This is a genomic window from Maribacter aestuarii (genome assembly GCF_027474845.2).
Lineage (GTDB): Bacteria > Bacteroidota > Bacteroidia > Flavobacteriales > Flavobacteriaceae > Maribacter > Maribacter aestuarii.
Map to the genome: position 1 here is coordinate 999,364 of NZ_CP107031.2, position 16,531 is coordinate 1,015,894.

Sequence of the window (16,531 nt, forward strand, 5' to 3'; positions counted from 1 at the left end):
AAATAAAAATATTGATTTCGGATTCCGAGAGGAAAAAGAAATCATTGCGAGGCGAGCGATGCCGTTGAAGCCAAAATCACCTTCTAGATCATTTTAGAAATAAAGTGGTGTAAGAGTTAGATTGAACGCTGAAACAAAATCAAACGTTTCGTAGGAAACAGGAGACCTTGGTCTCCTGTTTCTCTTTTAAGGTTTTCTACAAACACTTAAGGGAGTTAAATACTGTTCAATGAATCAAAATTTTTGAGCACTATTTCAATAGGCTCCAGTTCAAAATCATAACCCCGTATTATTAGGAGATAATAGGCTTCGTTCAAATTCCTAATGTAGTTAGAGGTATCCTTTTCGGTAGCTCCCAAACCTCTAAGAATACCATAAGGCCCCGATGACATTTCCCCCAAAAGTTTTCCGTCCACGTCATGCAGAAATTGAGAGACCAAAGAACCCACAATAAATAAGGTGCCTATTTCAGGATTGCAAAAAAGTCCAAAATCCGATGTAGGTCCCAATGAATCTCTCCAATACTGTTTCAATTCCTTTTTAGCTTTTAGAACTTCACTATCAGTTGAAATACAAACTTGGGAAAATTTTCCTAATACGGACAATTGTAGTTCCGCTGAGGCGCTATTTCTAATTTCCTGAATGGCTTCTTCAAGAGGCCAAAGCTGGCTAAAACTCCTTATTAACAAATGCTTTTGTTTCTTATTTTCAATCTCTTTTTTCATCAATTAGGAATGTTTGAGATAAAAGCAGGTCAGTTTATCCCTCACACACTAATTTATGAAGCATTCTACTTCTCAAGAATGACCAATGTCATTTCATGATTGCATCCGTCACTTTATTTTTGATTGAAATTTTAAATGAATCTTTAACTAAAACAAGAATATCATGACAAACGATAGTGGAAATGTTTTACTGGCGCTATTAACAGGAGCCGCCATTGGAGCGGGAATAGGAATTTTGTACGCTCCGGACAAGGGTAGCGAAACCCGGCATAAAATCAAACAAAAAGTTGACGATACCACCCATGATTTGGCAGATCGTATTTCACATGCCAAAGAAGAGCTTACCAAATCGGCCAACGAGAAAAAAGATGCTTTTGACAGAAAATTGGACGAGGCCATTTCTACCATGAGCTACAAAGCGGATGACATTATCGAAAAGTTGGAGCGCAAATTAGAAGACCTCAAAAACAAGAATGCCCAACTTCAAAAATAACAGTTATGGCTTTTGAAGAATTTAAAGAAGACCTCATGGGTGCGGAAGCCGATATGAGGTCTTACCTAGAGAATAGCGAAGAATATCTTAAACTTCAAGTTTTTAAGGTGTTGATGCGATTTCTTACCACGACCTTGCAGAAAGTTCTGGTGGGTTTGGGAATCGTTTTCGTTCTGCTTTTCCTTTCTTTAGGGGCCTCTTTGGCGCTATGCGAAATCTTAGACAGTTATTATTTAGGTTTCATTATAGTGGCAGGATTTTATGTACTGATCAGCGCCCTTTTTTATGTGTTCAGACAGCGATTGAACGGACCGTTGCTTCGAAAATTTTCTCCACTTTATTTTGACGGACTATGAATACCAGATATAACTCTTTTGAGGAAATAGATACTCGGCTCAAGATTTTAAAACTGCAACGAGAAATTAATAGGGAGAGCCTGAAAATAAATTTAAACCAGGCCAAAATAAATATAGTACCTCGAAAATTGGTCAAAAATATAAGCACGAGCTTTACCCACGGCACAACCTGGAAAAACCTTTTGATATGCTTTTTAGCTAAAAAAGCATTGAACTTACTTCGTAAAGGACGCGGAAAAGAAGTACAATAGTACTTATTTTAAATTTGCAACTAATTCAAGTTCTTCCTTATCCAAAAGAACAATTCTTCTACCCTTGTCCGTAGTGATCAAACCTTCATCTTTAAAATCTGAAAGTGTGCGAATGGCCGTTTCCGTGGCCGTACCTATCATACCTGCAAAATCTTCTCTTGGAATGGACATGCCCCCGTTTGGTTTGTCCTTTATCATTCCTTTCTTATGAAGTTCCAATAGGGCTTTCGCAGCGCGCTGCCTTACAGAGGCAAACGCCATATCCACCAAGTGCGTCTGTACGTCTATCAAATCGTTGGAGACCATGTTAATGAATTTTTGGGCTACCATATGGTTACCGTAAAGCAGTTTTAGAAAATCGGCTTTTGGTATAGCGCAGAGTTCTGCATCTTCCAAAACAACTGCATTCTCTATATATTTACCGTCGGCATTCAGCAATGATAATTGGCCTACAAAATCCCCTGGACCATAAATACCGGTGACCAATTCTTTTCCAGACTCTGTGCCCTTGTACGTTTTTAGGGTTCCGCTCTCTATAAAATAGAGCGAGTGTGCATTATCGCCTTCCCAAAATATTATTTCCTTTTTTTCAAAACGTTTTAGGCTATGCGCTTTGGTCAGACCTTCCAAATTATCATATGCTGAAGCTTCGTCTAAAAAAGAGTTGAGGCTTTCTAAATTTTTCACCATCTGCTTTTTTTAAACTATCGTGCTTATTTAAACGGCAGGCAATGGCTTCCAATAAATCGTTTTCTTCAAAAGGCTTGGTCAAATAATCATCGGCACCCAGATTCATGCCCATCCGCATATCTGCCTTATCAATTTTTGCCGTGAGGAATATAAAGGGGGTTGTGGCCATTTTAGGGTCGGCGGCAAACGTGCGCAGCACTTCATAACCGTCCATCTCCGGCATCATAATATCGCAAACGACTAAATCTGGCACGAAGGTCCTTGCCTTTTCAATTCCTATTTTACCATTTTCAGCTGTAAGTACGTTGTAGTTAGCCAAGGATATAATCTCAGCTATATTTTCTCGTACGTCATCATTGTCCTCTATGAGTAGTATTTTGTTCATCTTCAATAGGTTTATGGGGAAGTTTAACGGTAAAGGTGCTTCCTTTACCTGGCTTGCTTTTGAAATGGATTGAGCCTCCCATTAATTCGGTGTATTGTTTCACGATATGAAGCCCTAGGCCTGTACCTTGTATATTGGTTGCGTTCTTGGCACGGAAAAATCGTTCAAATAGACGCTCTTGCTCTTCTTCGGGAATTCCAATCCCGTAATCCGTAATGCTAAAAGATATGCCACTGTCCTCTTCTTGAATTTCCATAACAATTTCCTGGTTTTCATCGGAATATTTTAGGGCGTTGCTTAACAGGTTGACTAAAATATGGCTTAACAATTTTGGATCTAAAAAAACATACAATTTAACTTCGTTATGTTTTAGCTGAATGGTTTGTCCCTCCTTTTTAGTAGCTTCCATTTCATCGACCATTATTTTACAAAATTGAATGAGCTCGAAGTACTGGGGTTTTGCCTGTACTTTTCCTTCCTCCAGTTTACCAAGCGAGAGAAAATCGTTTAGAATCACCACAAGATGTTTTACATGGGTACGTATACGCGCTACATGTTTTTCCCTTCGCTCCTCTTTCCCTGGTTCATTTTGTTTTCCAATAAGAATGGCTGAGGAAAGAATAGCGCTCAAAGGCGTTCGGAATTCATGGGATGCCATGGAAATAAATCGAGACTTTAAGGCATTCAACTCCTGTTCCGCCTTTAGTGCTTTAGCCAGTTCCGCCTGAACATTTTTCTGGTCCGTAATGTTGTGATACACAAATAATGCCCACACGGCGCTTTCGCCATTGGACTTTAGAGGTGTAGCGTTTACGGAGTAAAAATTATCTTGAAATTCCATTTCAAAGGACAGACTTTTACCGGCAATAGTTTTACGAACATCCTCTTTAATCATTTCGATTTGGCTCTTTGAAAAAATAGGAATGTCATCTACCCGTTTACCCTCAAAATCGGATTTTTTTAAATTGACCCGTTTAAGTTCCTCTCCTTCCAGATAGACCAGTTCATAATTAGCATTGAACACCACTATTAGACCTTTAGGAAAGTTTTGTGCAATAGCGGCAAACTGTGCCTGACTTTGTTGTGCTTTTATCTCTGCCAATTTGGTTATCTGAATTTGATCTTCCAGGCTAAGGTCGGTCTCTACCAATTTTTGGACCGTTGCTTCAATTTCCTTGGTTCGTTCAAGTACTTTTTCTTCTAGTTTTTCCGCATATTCCTCCAACTGTCTTTTAGTCTGCTGAATTTCCGTAACATCATTTTGTACGCCTATAAAGTGGGTTAATTGTTGTTCATCATCATATAGTGGTGTAATGCTTAGTTCGTTCCAAAATAGGGTCCCATCTTTACGATAGTTCCGTAAAATTACGCGACAGGGCATTCCTTCTTTAATTGCCTTTGCGACCGTAGCTATTTCTTTTTGGTCACGGTCGCCATTCTGTAAGAAACGACAGTTTTTACCTAGAATTTCGCTCTGTCTATATCCCGTTATTTGGGTAAAAGCATTGTTGGTATATATGATTGGCATATCTGGCTGTTGCGCATCTACAATGATAATACCGTTGCCTGCAGCAGCTAAGGCCTTGTCTCTTAGATTTAAGGTGTTCTGGATTACTTTAGATTCAGAAATGTTTCGGGAGATAACCAAAACCCGATTTTCCCTTAATGGCACCAACCGGCATTCGTAGTCTATAGTTTTTTGGGCCACATCCGCAGACATTTCCAGGGTTTCCATTTTATTGGTGCGAAGAACCTTTTTTATCCCCTTTTTTTAGTTTTTTACCAACTTCATCTGGAAGTAAATTCCTTAAATGTTTTCCCTCCAACTCTTCTTTAGAAACAGTGAGGTATGATACCTCCGGAATATGGGCTTCCATTACAATTCCCTCCTTGTCATGTATAGTCATGATATCGGGTATTGCCTCAAGTATAGCTCTGTTCTTTTCTTCGCTGTCCTGTAATTTTTTTTCTGCGATGACCTGCTCGGTTACGTCTATTCCTGAACTGATCAAACCTGTAACTTCATCATTTTCATTTTTTGAAAGTGCGTTTCGCCAACGAATTAACTTTCTTTTGTTTCCTTTGGTCACGATCCAATTTTCATAAACATCAGGTGGTTCAACCTTTCCTGAGATAATTTGGTCAAATAGTCGAGCTAAATCCTTCTTACTCTTTTTTGGAATACAGCACTGAAACCAATTCTTTCCAATAATTTCATCACAGGTATAACCAAGTATTTCACAACCTTTCCGGTTGACGAGCTTTATAGTATGGTCGGTATTGATGATTAAAAAAATAGAAGCTGCGGCGTCCAGATATTGACTTAATGATTCTTTCTCCCTTTTTAACAGGGCTTCCGTTTCTTTAAGATGAGTAATATCATGTATAGTTCCGAACATGGTAAGCGGTTCTCCTTGAGCATTATACGTAGCTTTGCCATTAGAAATGACATACCGCACGGAACCATCTTTCCTAATCAATCTTTTTTCGTGATTGTAAGGCTGTTTATTTTTTAGAGCAAATTTAACGGCATTCACAGCTGTATCCCTATCCTCTGGATGGATAAAGCTGAGGACAGTATCTTTATTTAATTGCGCGTCACCTGGAGGAAGTCCACATATTCTATAGAATTCAGCGGACCAACTCCTAAAATCGTTTTCCAAATTCCAAAACCAACTACCCACATGAGCCATTTCTTCAATGGCATTCATTTGCTGAGCACCTTCTAAATATGTAGTAGGTTTGTTCATTTAGCATCTTTGAGGTTCACTCTTTTTTTAATTCTCTGCCACCAAAATCAGAAGACTAACCCGTAGAATTAATTTAACTTTTATTAATGATTTCCTTTGGTAACAGTCCATCAAATGTATCATTGCAAACCAACGATAAAAATGATATTAGTCATCAATATGTTTAGATAAAGAAAAATATGATGATAATCATATTATCCGAGTAGGCCGTAACCTATTTTCGAAGTTTAAAAATGAAATACATATGAATACAGGCTTGGTACTTTCCGGAGGAGGAGTAAGAGGTGTTGCGCATATTGGGGCTATTAAGGCGCTTGAGGAATATGGTATCCATCCTTCCCATATAGCCGGTACTAGTGCAGGTGCCATAGTAGGTGCACTTTATGCGGGTGGTTGTACCTGGAAAGAACTATTGGATTTTTTCAAAACCACACAAATCTTTAGCGTGAGTAATTATGCGCGAAACAAACCGGGCTTTGTGGATACCGAAAAGTTCTATGACACCTTAAAATCCTACCTTCCTAAAGATAGTTTTGATGCCTTACGAACACCACTTTATATTACGGCGACTAACCTGCTTGACGGTACCCTGAAGGTCTTTGACAAAGGAGAACTCATTAAACCTGTACTGGCATCGGCGGCCGTACCCGGCCTATTTGCTCCTGTTCCCTTTAAGGGTGGCTATTATGTGGATGGTGGCACCTTGAATAATTTCCCCGTAGATCTTATAAAAATGCATTGCGATCAAATCGTGGGTATTTATGTAAATCCTTTTGAAAAAATGAAAATGACGGATTTAAAACATGCGCACAATGTATTGGAACGTGCCTATCATATTATGGTTGCCAACGAAACGGTACTAAAATTCGGAGATTGCGATATACTTATTCGTCCGGAACGCATGGCCGAATTTAGCATGTTCTCCTTAAAAAATATGGATACGCTCTTTAATTTGGGTTATAAGAGCGCAAAAGCAACCCTTAAAAAAATAACGAAGTCCATACAAACGACTTAGAGGCTAAATTCAAGTAGATAAACTGCTCCTCATTGGATAATAGGCTTATTAAATCCAACAATATTCCTTTCTTTATAAACTTAATAGGGAGTCCGGTTCAAAAACCGTCATCAATATGGTTCAAATAAATGCCCCCGAACCAACCTGTTTTACATGGACGCAATTAGGCTTGGTACGAAGGCATTCTTTGAAACCAACTAAATTTCTCTTTTTTAGGATATCGCTATTTTCTTAGGTGGTAGTTTTTTTGCCTCTTCTTTTTTAGCGAGGTTAAAACTTAAAATTCCATCATTATACTTAGCTTTTATGGCTTCCTGTTTTACACTGTCCGGCAATTGCAAAGAGCGTTCAAAGGAGTTGTAGCTAAACTCTTTACGGGTATAGTTATCCTCTTCCTCTTCTTCTGTGTGTTCTCTTTCCGCAGAGATATTAAGGCAACCGTCTTCGATAGTAACCTCAAAATCTTTTTTTGCAAAGCCTGGCGCTGCCAGCTCTATTTCAAAGTTGTCATCCGTTTCCTTGATATTAAGTGCAGGTTCTACGGTCTTACCGTTCCAAAAACGGCTGGGGACCATATCTCTTACCCATCCGCGATTGTCGAAAAAATCGTCCATATCAAAGAAATCTTGTGGAATTAGGCTACTAAAAGGTCTTCTTCTTCTAAATTTTACTAGTGACATAATGTATCTGTTTTAGGGTTAACAATTGTTTTTATTCGTATAGCCCGAAAGTACGCTCAGTTGCCATTATTTAAAATGATTTAAGTCAGTCCCGTACAATTTCTTTCGTTTTATTTTTGGATAACTTTACAGGAAGCATCTTTCCATATAATCCGACCAGAACTAGATGATAAACCCGACCAATTTTGGAATTCATGGCCTAACCGATGCGGAGGTATTACATTCCCGTAAGACCCACGGCAGAAATACCTTGGATTACAAAAAGAAGAATAATTTTTTGGATGCTTTAAAAAGCATCGTCCAGGAACCAATGGTTATTCTATTGGCGGTTGCATCCGCTATCTACTTTATAAGCGGAAATATTGGGGATGGTATTTTTTTGGCCGCGGCAATCGTTTTGGTCGGCTCTATTTCATTGTATCAAGATTCCAAAAGCCGAATGGCTTTGGAGAAATTAAAAACCATTACACAACCCAATAGCAAGGTCATTCGTAATGGCCAGATTTTAGACGTTAAAAGCGATGAAATTGTAGTTGGTGATAGTTTAATTGTTGAAGAAGGCAATATTATTCCTGCAGACGGTACGATCATACATTCTAATGATTTCTCGGTCAATGAATCATTGTTAACGGGAGAATCCCTTTCTGTTTTTAAGGATATTACAAATTTGGACAACAAGGTATTTACCGGTACCACGGTAGCTAGCGGCTTAGCAATTGCTACGGTTACCCAAATAGGCAACCATACGGAGTTAGGGAAAATTGGAAAAAGCCTAGAATCCATTCAAGAAGAAAAAACACCCTTGGAAAGGCAGATTGCCAACTTCGTGAAGAACATGTCCATCTGGGGTGGGATTGCTTTTTTGTTGGTCTGGAGCATCAATTTTTTTAAATCATATGACGTACTGGATAGCCTTTTGAAAGCACTAACGCTTGCTATGAGCATATTACCCGAAGAAATTCCTGTGGCATTTACCACATTCATGGCTTTAGGAGCATGGCGTTTGATGAAAATGGGAATAATTGTAAAGCAAATGAAAACGGTAGAATCCCTTGGTAGTGCTACGGTTATCTGTGTTGACAAAACTGGAACCATTACAGAAAACAGGATGGCGCTGGTTAAACTTTTCAGCCTAAAATCTGGAAAGATTCTCTCTATGGATGAAGTACTGACCGAGAATGAAAAAGAACTCATAACTAATGCCATGTGGGCCAGCGAACCCATTCCATTTGACCCCATGGAGATTGCACTGCACGAGGCCTATATAAAATTATCGCCATTGGATGAGCGTCCCGATTACGAAATAATACACGAGTATCCTCTTGGTGGTAAACCACCAATGATGACACATCTTTTTGAAAACGATAACGGCCATCGTATCATAAGCGCAAAGGGGGCACCTGAGGCATTTCTGGAAATTTCCAACTTGTCTAATACTGAAAAAACAAAGATTAAGGAGACGATAGAACTATTGGGAAAAGACGGCTATAGACTTTTAGGCGTTGGTAAAACCAATTTTAATGGAAGCCAATTTCACCTAAGACAACAGGATTTTCAATTCGACTTTTTAGGTATTGTGGCTTTTTACGATCCTCCAAAAGAAAATATCCCAGAAGTATTACAAGCCTTTGATAAAGCGGGAATCAATGTAAAATTGGTTACTGGGGACAATTCGGCAACGGCAACCGCCATTGCAAGACAAGTTGATTTTATTGGTTATGAAAAATGTATCTCGGGAAAAGAACTGATGCAATTAAACAATTTTGAATTACAGGAAAAAGTAAAGTCCACCCAAGTCTTTACCCGTATGTTCCCCGATGCCAAATTACGAATCATCAACGCCCTAAAAGCCAATAATGAGGTAGTGGCCATGATCGGCGATGGCGTTAATGATGGCCCTGCGCTAAAAGCCTCCCATTTTGGGATAGCTATGGGAAAAAAGGGAACGGAAATCGCCAAGGAAGCGGCTTCCCTGATTTTGGTGGATGACGACTTATCTAAAATGATTGATGCCATTGCCATGGGTAGAAAAATCTACACCAATCTTAAAAAGGCGGTTCAATATATTATTTCAATCCATATTCCCATTATTCTAACAGTCTTCATTCCTTTGGCACTGGGTTGGTTGTACCCCACTATATTTTCTCCCTCGCACGTGATCTTACTGGAATTGATTATGGGGCCTACATGCTCAATAATCTATGAAAATGAGCCTATGGAAAGAAATACCATGGTTCAAAAACCTAGACCCTTTACCACTACCTTTTTCAATTTCAGGGAATTGGTCACAAGTATCGTTCAAGGGCTCGTGATTACCCTAGGAGCATTATCCGTCTACCATTACGCAGTAGCACAAGGCTTTGATGAAGCAATTACACGCACCATGGTTTTCATGGTATTGATTTTTGCCAATATTTTTCTAACCTTGGTAAATAGGTCCTTTTACTTTTCTTTATGGACCACATTAAAATATAGGAACAGGCTAATACCTTTAATAATCGGTATTACTTTGACACTCTCGGCCTTGCTACTAATGGCGCCTCCATTTACCGCATTTTTTGAGTTTAAGACGCTGACTGCAGGACAACTTGCGATTTCTTTTTTAGCAGGATTAATTTCTGTAGTATGGTTTGAATTCGTGAAATGGGGAAAGCGTATTAGGTCTAATTAAACGGGCTTCTTTGATACCTATAATTAATAAGGCCTCAGTAATACAATTGTTTTTTTGTTAAAATTGCAGGATAGTGTGGTCGAATCATTCAGCCCAAGACCTTATCACACTCTTGAACCAATCAATAATAGGGATAGTAATCCGTTGCCGGTGATACTATTTCATATTCCGACTGAAGAAATGAAACCAAATCAATGAGTTCTTGAACGGTCATGATCTCATTGTAATTTACCATCTTCGAAAGACCCTCATGGGTAGTGCCTTGCCTTTTATAACCTTGCGCAATTTTGTGCGAAGGATTGATAATCGAAGTGACCAATTCCCTGTAAGTTTTTTTTCTAGTTACGACTCCCCCAAGATGTACTTTGAGACTATCCGTTCCGCCCTTCCACTCTATCCCGGCGATACTATGACAGGTATTACAATCCAACGTTTTATAGATTTTTTTGCCTTCTTCAATGTCGCCCGCTGGTAATGCAAATCCACGTGCTTCCTCGTTACAACTACTTAAAAATACGCCTCCAAAGAATAAGATGAACATCAAGATAAAATTTGATGGATTGCATCGATTTATACTTGTACTACACATAATTTTTTATTTTAAATTAAGGATTTGATGTATTACCCTAATAATTGATAAAAACAATATAATGACTAAGGGAAAGAAAGAAAATGACTTACGTCAGCATGGTTAGAAAACTATAATATGGAGCGCACTTCTCCAAAAGAGCAGCAGTTTAGTTTAACTTTCGAAAGTTATAAATAGCATTACAAAATGTAACTTTTTAAAATCCATTTTGCAGTAAAATTAAAGGCCATAAAAATTAAGCTACAAGATGGTCATTTTACGCAAAACCTAATGTGGTAGCCTATTTTTCAAGAGGCCGTATAGGAAGGTTCCAAGAATTGAAAATAATATGACCACTAAAATGGGCACATATCCCGCTCCGACCAAGGTAAACATTGGTCCAGGGCAAGCACCGGCCAAAGCCCAGCCCAAACCAAATATAATTCCGCCGTACATATAGCGGCTAAAGCTTTTAGTTTTGGGGTGGAACATTATTCTTTCGCCATAGAAAGATTTAAGCGGTAACCGCTTTATAAGTTGTACCATAATCACCCCCATAAATAAGGCCGAACCAATGATACCGTACATATGAAAAGAATCGAACTTGAACATCTCATATATCCTGAACCATGAAGCAGCTTCAGATTTGAACATGGTTATTCCGAAAATAACGCCAATAACTAAATAAGAAAGAAATCTCATGTGATTAAAATATTAAAGGGAACAAAATATGTATCATAAACAGTCCTCCTATAAAAAAACCGACAACTGCGATTAAAGAGGGTAATTGAAAATAGCTTAGACCAGAGATAGCATGACCGGAAGTACAACCTCCAGCATAACGGGCACCAAAACCTACCAGCAGGCCACCTAGGGCTAACACAAGTACACTTTTTACGTTACTTAACGCATTAAAATCAAAGAGCTCCGATGGAAGGTACTTTTTACCCGCACTTTCAAATCCTAAGGATTGTAAATCACTTACAGTTTCCGGTTCAATGGCTACTAAAGTATCAGCAGAAAGAAAATGTGACCCAATGAATCCGCCGATTACAGCCCCGACTACTACAACAAGGTTCCAGCGTTGGGCTTTCCAATCAAATTTAAAGAAATCCGCTTTTTTCCCTGCACCACAAATGGTACACATTGTACGTAGATTCGCGGACATTCCAAAATTCTTACCGACCATCAATAACAAGAACATGACCAGGGCAATCATTGGGCCTGAAATATACCAAGGCCAAGGTTCATAAATCCAATTCATAGCATAATTTTAAGACGCAAAGAAACATAAGCTATGTAAGGGGGTCAGTAACCTATGTTACAGAAGAAATTAAAGAATCTTTGTAACATAATTCACCCCATCAACAAGTAAAAAAAAGTTCATCTCCCTTTCCTCCGGTCATGAATACACCTATTTCTTTGAGGATTTTATAAACATATTGAAAAATAATCCACCCATAACCGCCCCATACAATGTACTATTCACGGGTTTTGATGTTATCATACAGGTACCACTAATACAACCAATTTGAGCGTAATATATATAACCGCCCAAGGCGCCTACTAAAACACCTATTGCCGTTAAAAGAAATGCTTTCTTTGTTATTTCAAAAAGATTTTAAATTTCACATCAAATTTGATTGACGGCCTTAAGTTAATAATGCATTGCTAAATGAAACCCAAAAATAGGAAAGACTAATGCGCACATGGTCAATTTGGTATCGCAAAACCTTAAACTAATCTCTAAATTGAGTTACCTCATCGCTCAAATCGTATACCTCAACTCCGCTAAGTTGATTTGAGAGAATACTACTACCTGCAGCACTGCGATAACCGCCTGCACAGTGTACAACGATTGGTTTATTCGTTGGAATGTTGTCTGCCGTATGGCGTAAATTGTTCAATGGGTGCGAAAGCGCACTTTCGAAAAACTTTCCTTCTTCTACTTCGCTTTTGTTTCTTATATCTATGATGGTGAAATTATCGGGATGGTCTTTAAATTCTTGAAGATCCAGTTGCTCACTTGCCACCAAATTTTCCTCTCCTAAAGTAAAAACCGACTGTAATTGTTTTTCATAGCCTATTTTTCCAACCCGATTCAATATTCTTTCCAAATCTCCGGGATTTTCGATTACCAAATGAAACTTTTCATTGGGTTCTATGATGGACCCCAACCAAGTCTCGAACTTATCGTCCTCAGAGGTAGCCTGAATGTTGATGCTTCCCTTAAGGTGTTCTTTTTTAAAATTTTGCTCACTACGCGTATCTACTACAATACCCTTTTGGGACGTATTCATTCTAAAGGGTACCTCAGCAAGGGAGTTCCTTAGGATTTCTGCCCCACTCTTATTGATATCCACATTAAACCCAAAATAGGAAGGGATAAACGGTTGACTATCTAGCAAAGTTGATACGAATTCCTCTTTGGTTTGCTTCTTAAAGGCCCAATTCCCCATACGTTCATTCCCTAGAGTGCTACTATTCTCACTACTTAAATTTTTTCCGCACAGCGATCCGGCACCATGTGCGGGATAGACCAAAGCATCGTCCGGTAAGTCCGTAAATTTATTTTGGATGGTATCATACATCATCTCGGCCAACTCCTGGCGTTTCACTTGCATATTCCCAGCCTTTTCTCGCAAATCGGGACGACCTACGTCACCTATGAACAATGTATCACCCGTAAATAGAACAGTTTTCCCATCACCTTCCGCAGCTATGCTAATACTATCCGGGGAGTGCCCGGGTGTATTTAGAGCTTTTAACGTGGCATTACCCACTTTCAAAGTATCGCCCTCATCAAAAGATTCATATGGATAGTCCGCACCTAGTTTTTCACTATTGTAGATTGTTGCCCCTGTTTCCTTTTGTATCTGTACATGGGAACTTACAAAATCGGCATGCGGATGGGTTTCTATAACCGCAATGATGCGTGCGTTATGCTCCTTCGCAAGCCTATAGTATTGCATTGGGTCCCGTTCAGGATCTATAATGGCCATCTCTCCATCACTTATTAAAGCGTAGGAATAATGTGCTAAAGGTTTGTATTCAAATTGTTTAATTTTCATATCGTCATTTAAGTAATACAAAAATATAGCTCACAGGTTAAGTACAAAGTAACATTGGTTACAATTCATAGAATTTAAAAGAAAAATGAAATCAATATGATTTCATTTTCTAATCTCTAAATTTAAATGCCCACTAAACTTCTTTGCCCTTTAGCATTTTATTCCAGTATAGATAGGGAAGAATATACTTTTTGAGTATCCACAACCGCCAATGTTCTTTAGAGGAATCCTTTATAAGCATTCGTTTTAATTTGGGATCTGGAGTGAATTTTTTGGTATAATCGAATTCTGCCAATACCATCTTGCCGTACCCAGTTACAAACGGACAGGAAGAATAGCCGTCATATTTCTTGCCACTCAATTGACTCAAACGAATCATATCCAAAATATTTTCGACCACAACAGGAGCTTGTTTACGTATTGCTGCACCTGTCTTTGAAGTAGGCAGGTTTGTAACATCGCCAACACCAAAAATATTTTGATATTTAGTATGCTGTAAGCTGTAAGGGTCCACATCCAACCAACCGGAGGAATCAGCTAGTGTAGAATTTTTGATGAAGTCGGGCGCGGTGTTCGGTGGCACCAAGTGGAGCATATCATATTTAATGCCCCTAAGTCCTTTTTCTTTTAAAACCTCTAAAGTTATAGGATTATGTTCTTTGGCCTCCGGGCTCACCTGAAACCAAGCGACCTGTTTCTCACTATCGATTTTCTTAAGCTCCCAATTGAACTTTAAGTTAATTCCTTTTCTATTGACCACACTCATCAAAGTTTCCGCTATTTCAGGGACTGAAAAAATGGCATTGCCGGAGGTAGCATATACAACCTTTGTTTTTTTCTTAACTCCAGATTTCTTAAAATAGTCATCCGCCAAATACATAATCTTTTGCGGTGCCCCGCCACACTTATAAGGCTTAGGAGGCTGTGTAAACAATGCAGTGCCGCCTTTAAAGTTTTTAATTACCTGCCACGTGTGATTAGGATTGGAATAGTTGCTACAGACCACCCCTTTATCAATGGCTTCGGTCAAACCTTCTACCAAGCTAGGGTCCAATTTTAGTCCCGGGGCAATAATCAGATATTCGTAATGGAGTTTTCGATTATTTTCAAGCGAAACAGTATTGTTTTCTGCATCAATGGAGTGAACACTGTTCTTGATCCAATCGGCATTTTTAGGAATCACTGATTCCATCTTACGTTTTGTCTTTTTATAATCATAGGTGCCCGCACCTACCAATGTCCAAGCAGGTTGGTACCAATGATCATTCGAAGGCTCTATAATCCCCAAATGAAGTTTAGGGTTTTTACGGAGTAGGCTACTGGCGGTCATAATTCCGCCAGTCCCTCCGCCTATTACAAGTATTTGATATCTCGATTTCATTTTCCTTCCCTTAAATTAAAGCATCGTCGTAGCTTCCCGATATTCGGAAAATTTGAATTTGCCCAAATCCTTCATGGCATTCATCCCTCCATTGATATCCACCAGGTTTTCGTAACCCATAGATTTTAAAATGGATACAAACACCATGGAACGATATCCGCTACGGCAATGCACATAGTAGTTTTTGTTCTTATCCACCTTGGTCATACTATCCTTTAAATAATCCAACGGAGCATTGATAGCATTCTCTATGTGCTCGCTGTTGTATTCGCTGGCCCGGCGCACGTCTAGAATATGTATATCCTCATCTATCATTTTATGGGCCAGTTCCTTTACATTAATGGTAGGAACAGTATCGATTTCTTTTCCCGCTTTTTTCCAAGCATCGAAACCTCCTTTTAAGTAACCCAAGGTATTGTCAAAACCAATTCGCGCTAATCTGGTAGCGACCTCTTCTTCCCTACCCTTCTCAGCAACTATAAGAATTGGTGTTTTTACATCTACAATGGTGGTACCCACCCAATTCGCAAAACTACCATCGATGCCAATATTGTAGGAATCTGGAATAAAACCTTGAGCAAAGGTTTCGGCTTCCCGTGTATCTATTATAATAGCGCAATTTTCTTCCAACAGAGTTTCGAATTTATCTGCGTTAAGCGGAGTCGTTCCTTTTTTTACTACCTCATCAATACTCTCATAGCCTTGTATGTTCAGCATTACGTTATGTGGAAAATAGCCAGGAGGAGGGGTTAAACCGGTAAGTATGGCATCGATAAACTCCTCTTTGCCCATATCCGGTCTTAATGCGTAATTCGTTTTCTTTTGATGGCCTAGGGTGTCCGTAGTTTCGTCACTCATCATCTTGCCACATGCACTACCCGCACCGTGACCAGGGTATACGATTATGTCATCTGATAAGGGCATTATTTTATTTCTTAACGAATCGTACAGATTTCCGGCTAATATCTCTTGTGTAAGTTCTGCGATTACTTTTTGTGCCAAATCGGGTCTACCGACATCTCCAATGAACAATGTATCTCCCGTAAAAAGGGAAGTCTCTTTCCCATTTTCATCAATTAACAAATAGCAACTACTCTCCATGGTATGTCCAGGAGTATGAATCAACCTAATTTTTGATGTGCCTAATGGAAATTCCTGTCCATCCTTACCTACTATGATATTGTAGGTGGTTTTCATAGAAGTGGGCCCATAAACGATATCGGCTCCTGTCTTTTTTGCCAAATCGATATGGCCAGAAACAAAATCCGCATGAAAATGGGTTTCGAAGACATATTTGATTTTAGCATTTCGCTCCTTGGCCATTTGAATATAGGGCTCAACTTCGCGTAAGGGATCTATTATTGCAGCCTCGCCATTACTTTCAATGTAGTATGCGCCTTGTGCCAAACAACCTGTATAAATTTGTTCTACTTTCATGATGTACAATTTTTAAATTTACTTACCATAAAGGTATCGTGCCATGAAGACGTGCACA

18 protein-coding genes are annotated in these 16,531 nt (G+C 39.0%); 5 read left to right on the plus strand and 13 right to left on the minus strand.

Going from position 1 to position 16,531, the window contains the following annotated elements; genetic code table 11:
- Positions 1-215: 215 nt before the first annotated feature.
- Positions 216-725, minus strand: coding sequence for a hypothetical protein (locus N8A89_RS04500; protein WP_281541176.1), 510 nt, complete (start codon positions 723-725; stop codon positions 216-218).
- Positions 726-888: 163 nt separating this feature from the next.
- On the opposite strand from N8A89_RS04500, the gene N8A89_RS04505 reads away from it, so the two are divergent.
- Genes N8A89_RS04505 through N8A89_RS17765 form a run of 3 tightly spaced genes read left to right on the plus strand, consistent with a single transcriptional unit; the run spans position 889 to position 1,825 of the window.
- Positions 889-1,218, plus strand: coding sequence for a YtxH domain-containing protein (locus tag N8A89_RS04505; RefSeq protein WP_281541177.1), 330 nt, complete (start codon positions 889-891; stop codon positions 1,216-1,218).
- 5 nt (positions 1,219-1,223) lie between these two features.
- Entirely contained in the window at positions 1,224-1,574 is a 351-nt protein-coding gene (locus N8A89_RS04510; protein WP_281541178.1) for a hypothetical protein, read from the plus strand.
- The gene (locus N8A89_RS17765) at positions 1,571-1,825 is read left to right on the plus strand and encodes a DUF6327 family protein (protein WP_430682078.1); all 255 of its coding nucleotides are present in this window, start codon (positions 1,571-1,573) and stop codon (positions 1,823-1,825) included. The genes N8A89_RS04510 and N8A89_RS17765 overlap by 4 nt, the downstream gene beginning before the upstream one ends.
- Positions 1,826-1,828: 3 nt before the next feature.
- Here the strand turns inward: N8A89_RS17765 and N8A89_RS04515 are convergent, their stop codons facing one another.
- Genes N8A89_RS04515 through N8A89_RS04530 form a run of 4 tightly spaced genes read right to left on the minus strand, consistent with a single transcriptional unit; the run spans position 1,829 to position 5,650 of the window.
- Complete coding sequence (locus N8A89_RS04515; RefSeq protein ID WP_289644988.1) at positions 1,829-2,515, minus strand: Crp/Fnr family transcriptional regulator; 687 nt, start codon at positions 2,513-2,515, stop codon at positions 1,829-1,831.
- The gene (locus N8A89_RS04520) at positions 2,460-2,900 is read right to left on the minus strand and encodes a response regulator transcription factor (RefSeq protein WP_289644989.1); all 441 of its coding nucleotides are present in this window, start codon (positions 2,898-2,900) and stop codon (positions 2,460-2,462) included. Before N8A89_RS04520 ends, N8A89_RS04515 begins: the two co-directional genes overlap by 56 nt.
- Positions 2,869-4,635 carry a receiver/sensor box histidine kinase gene (locus N8A89_RS04525; protein WP_289644990.1) on the minus strand — a complete coding sequence of 589 codons (1,767 nt, stop codon included), beginning with the start codon at positions 4,633-4,635 and terminating at the stop codon, positions 2,869-2,871. Before N8A89_RS04525 ends, N8A89_RS04520 begins: the two co-directional genes overlap by 32 nt.
- Position 4,636: 1 nt before the next feature.
- Positions 4,637-5,650 (minus strand): PAS domain-containing protein, encoded by a 1,014-nt coding sequence (locus tag N8A89_RS04530; protein ID WP_289644991.1) that lies wholly within the window; start codon positions 5,648-5,650, stop codon positions 4,637-4,639.
- Between the two features lie 244 nt (positions 5,651-5,894).
- Here N8A89_RS04530 and N8A89_RS04535 point away from each other — a divergent pair, with 244 nt between their 5' ends.
- Positions 5,895-6,665, plus strand: coding sequence for a patatin-like phospholipase family protein (locus N8A89_RS04535; RefSeq protein WP_281541182.1), 771 nt, complete (start codon positions 5,895-5,897; stop codon positions 6,663-6,665).
- A 212-nt stretch (positions 6,666-6,877) separates the two neighbouring features.
- Here the strand turns inward: N8A89_RS04535 and N8A89_RS04540 are convergent, their stop codons facing one another.
- On the minus strand, positions 6,878-7,345 hold the full coding sequence (locus N8A89_RS04540; RefSeq protein WP_281541183.1) for an Hsp20/alpha crystallin family protein: 468 nt from the start codon (positions 7,343-7,345) through the stop codon (positions 6,878-6,880).
- Between the two features lie 166 nt (positions 7,346-7,511).
- Here N8A89_RS04540 and N8A89_RS04545 point away from each other — a divergent pair, with 166 nt between their 5' ends.
- Positions 7,512-10,016 (plus strand): cation-translocating P-type ATPase, encoded by a 2,505-nt coding sequence (locus N8A89_RS04545; RefSeq protein WP_289644992.1) that lies wholly within the window; start codon positions 7,512-7,514, stop codon positions 10,014-10,016.
- A 121-nt stretch (positions 10,017-10,137) separates the two neighbouring features.
- Here the strand turns inward: N8A89_RS04545 and N8A89_RS04550 are convergent, their stop codons facing one another.
- The 7 genes from N8A89_RS04550 to N8A89_RS04580 all read right to left on the minus strand — a co-directional run bounded on the left by N8A89_RS04550 (position 10,138) and on the right by N8A89_RS04580 (position 16,473).
- Entirely contained in the window at positions 10,138-10,557 is a 420-nt protein-coding gene (locus N8A89_RS04550; RefSeq protein WP_289644993.1) for a c-type cytochrome, read from the minus strand.
- Between the two features lie 315 nt (positions 10,558-10,872).
- Complete coding sequence (locus tag N8A89_RS04555; protein WP_281541185.1) at positions 10,873-11,286, minus strand: DUF6691 family protein; 414 nt, start codon at positions 11,284-11,286, stop codon at positions 10,873-10,875.
- A 4-nt stretch (positions 11,287-11,290) separates the two neighbouring features.
- Positions 11,291-11,848 carry a YeeE/YedE family protein gene (locus tag N8A89_RS04560; RefSeq protein ID WP_281541186.1) on the minus strand — a complete coding sequence of 186 codons (558 nt, stop codon included), beginning with the start codon at positions 11,846-11,848 and terminating at the stop codon, positions 11,291-11,293.
- 150 nt (positions 11,849-11,998) lie between these two features.
- Entirely contained in the window at positions 11,999-12,193 is a 195-nt protein-coding gene (locus N8A89_RS04565; protein WP_347343968.1) for a DUF6132 family protein, read from the minus strand.
- A gap of 130 nt (positions 12,194-12,323) precedes the next feature.
- Complete coding sequence (locus N8A89_RS04570; RefSeq protein ID WP_281541187.1) at positions 12,324-13,655, minus strand: MBL fold metallo-hydrolase; 1,332 nt, start codon at positions 13,653-13,655, stop codon at positions 12,324-12,326.
- A gap of 133 nt (positions 13,656-13,788) precedes the next feature.
- Positions 13,789-15,036 (minus strand): NAD(P)/FAD-dependent oxidoreductase, encoded by a 1,248-nt coding sequence (locus tag N8A89_RS04575; protein ID WP_281541188.1) that lies wholly within the window; start codon positions 15,034-15,036, stop codon positions 13,789-13,791.
- A gap of 15 nt (positions 15,037-15,051) precedes the next feature.
- A complete protein-coding gene (locus N8A89_RS04580; RefSeq protein ID WP_281541189.1) occupies positions 15,052-16,473 on the minus strand; it encodes an MBL fold metallo-hydrolase in 1,422 nt (473 codons plus the stop codon).
- Between the last annotated feature and the right edge of the window lie 58 nt (positions 16,474-16,531).

What these genes read in the sequence shown, in the direction of transcription:
- N8A89_RS04500 (WP_281541176.1), bottom strand. Translation starts at nt 725, where the DNA reads ATGAAAAAAGAGATTGAAAATAAGAAACAAAAGCATTTGTTAATAAGG.
- N8A89_RS04505 (WP_281541177.1), top strand. Translation starts at nt 889, where the DNA reads ATGACAAACGATAGTGGAAATGTTTTACTGGCGCTATTAACAGGAGCC.
- N8A89_RS04510 (WP_281541178.1), top strand. Translation starts at nt 1,224, where the DNA reads ATGGCTTTTGAAGAATTTAAAGAAGACCTCATGGGTGCGGAAGCCGAT.
- N8A89_RS17765 (WP_430682078.1), top strand. Translation starts at nt 1,571, where the DNA reads ATGAATACCAGATATAACTCTTTTGAGGAAATAGATACTCGGCTCAAG.
- N8A89_RS04515 (WP_289644988.1), bottom strand. Translation starts at nt 2,515, where the DNA reads ATGGTGAAAAATTTAGAAAGCCTCAACTCTTTTTTAGACGAAGCTTCA.
- N8A89_RS04520 (WP_289644989.1), bottom strand. Translation starts at nt 2,900, where the DNA reads ATGAACAAAATACTACTCATAGAGGACAATGATGACGTACGAGAAAAT.
- N8A89_RS04525 (WP_289644990.1), bottom strand. Translation starts at nt 4,635, where the DNA reads ATGGAAACCCTGGAAATGTCTGCGGATGTGGCCCAAAAAACTATAGAC.
- N8A89_RS04530 (WP_289644991.1), bottom strand. Translation starts at nt 5,650, where the DNA reads ATGAACAAACCTACTACATATTTAGAAGGTGCTCAGCAAATGAATGCC.
- N8A89_RS04535 (WP_281541182.1), top strand. Translation starts at nt 5,895, where the DNA reads ATGAATACAGGCTTGGTACTTTCCGGAGGAGGAGTAAGAGGTGTTGCG.
- N8A89_RS04540 (WP_281541183.1), bottom strand. Translation starts at nt 7,345, where the DNA reads ATGTCACTAGTAAAATTTAGAAGAAGAAGACCTTTTAGTAGCCTAATT.
- N8A89_RS04545 (WP_289644992.1), top strand. Translation starts at nt 7,512, where the DNA reads ATGATAAACCCGACCAATTTTGGAATTCATGGCCTAACCGATGCGGAG.
- N8A89_RS04550 (WP_289644993.1), bottom strand. Translation starts at nt 10,557, where the DNA reads ATGTTCATCTTATTCTTTGGAGGCGTATTTTTAAGTAGTTGTAACGAG.
- N8A89_RS04555 (WP_281541185.1), bottom strand. Translation starts at nt 11,286, where the DNA reads ATGAGATTTCTTTCTTATTTAGTTATTGGCGTTATTTTCGGAATAACC.
- N8A89_RS04560 (WP_281541186.1), bottom strand. Translation starts at nt 11,848, where the DNA reads ATGAATTGGATTTATGAACCTTGGCCTTGGTATATTTCAGGCCCAATG.
- N8A89_RS04570 (WP_281541187.1), bottom strand. Translation starts at nt 13,655, where the DNA reads ATGAAAATTAAACAATTTGAATACAAACCTTTAGCACATTATTCCTAC.
- N8A89_RS04575 (WP_281541188.1), bottom strand. Translation starts at nt 15,036, where the DNA reads ATGAAATCGAGATATCAAATACTTGTAATAGGCGGAGGGACTGGCGGA.
- N8A89_RS04580 (WP_281541189.1), bottom strand. Translation starts at nt 16,473, where the DNA reads ATGAAAGTAGAACAAATTTATACAGGTTGTTTGGCACAAGGCGCATAC.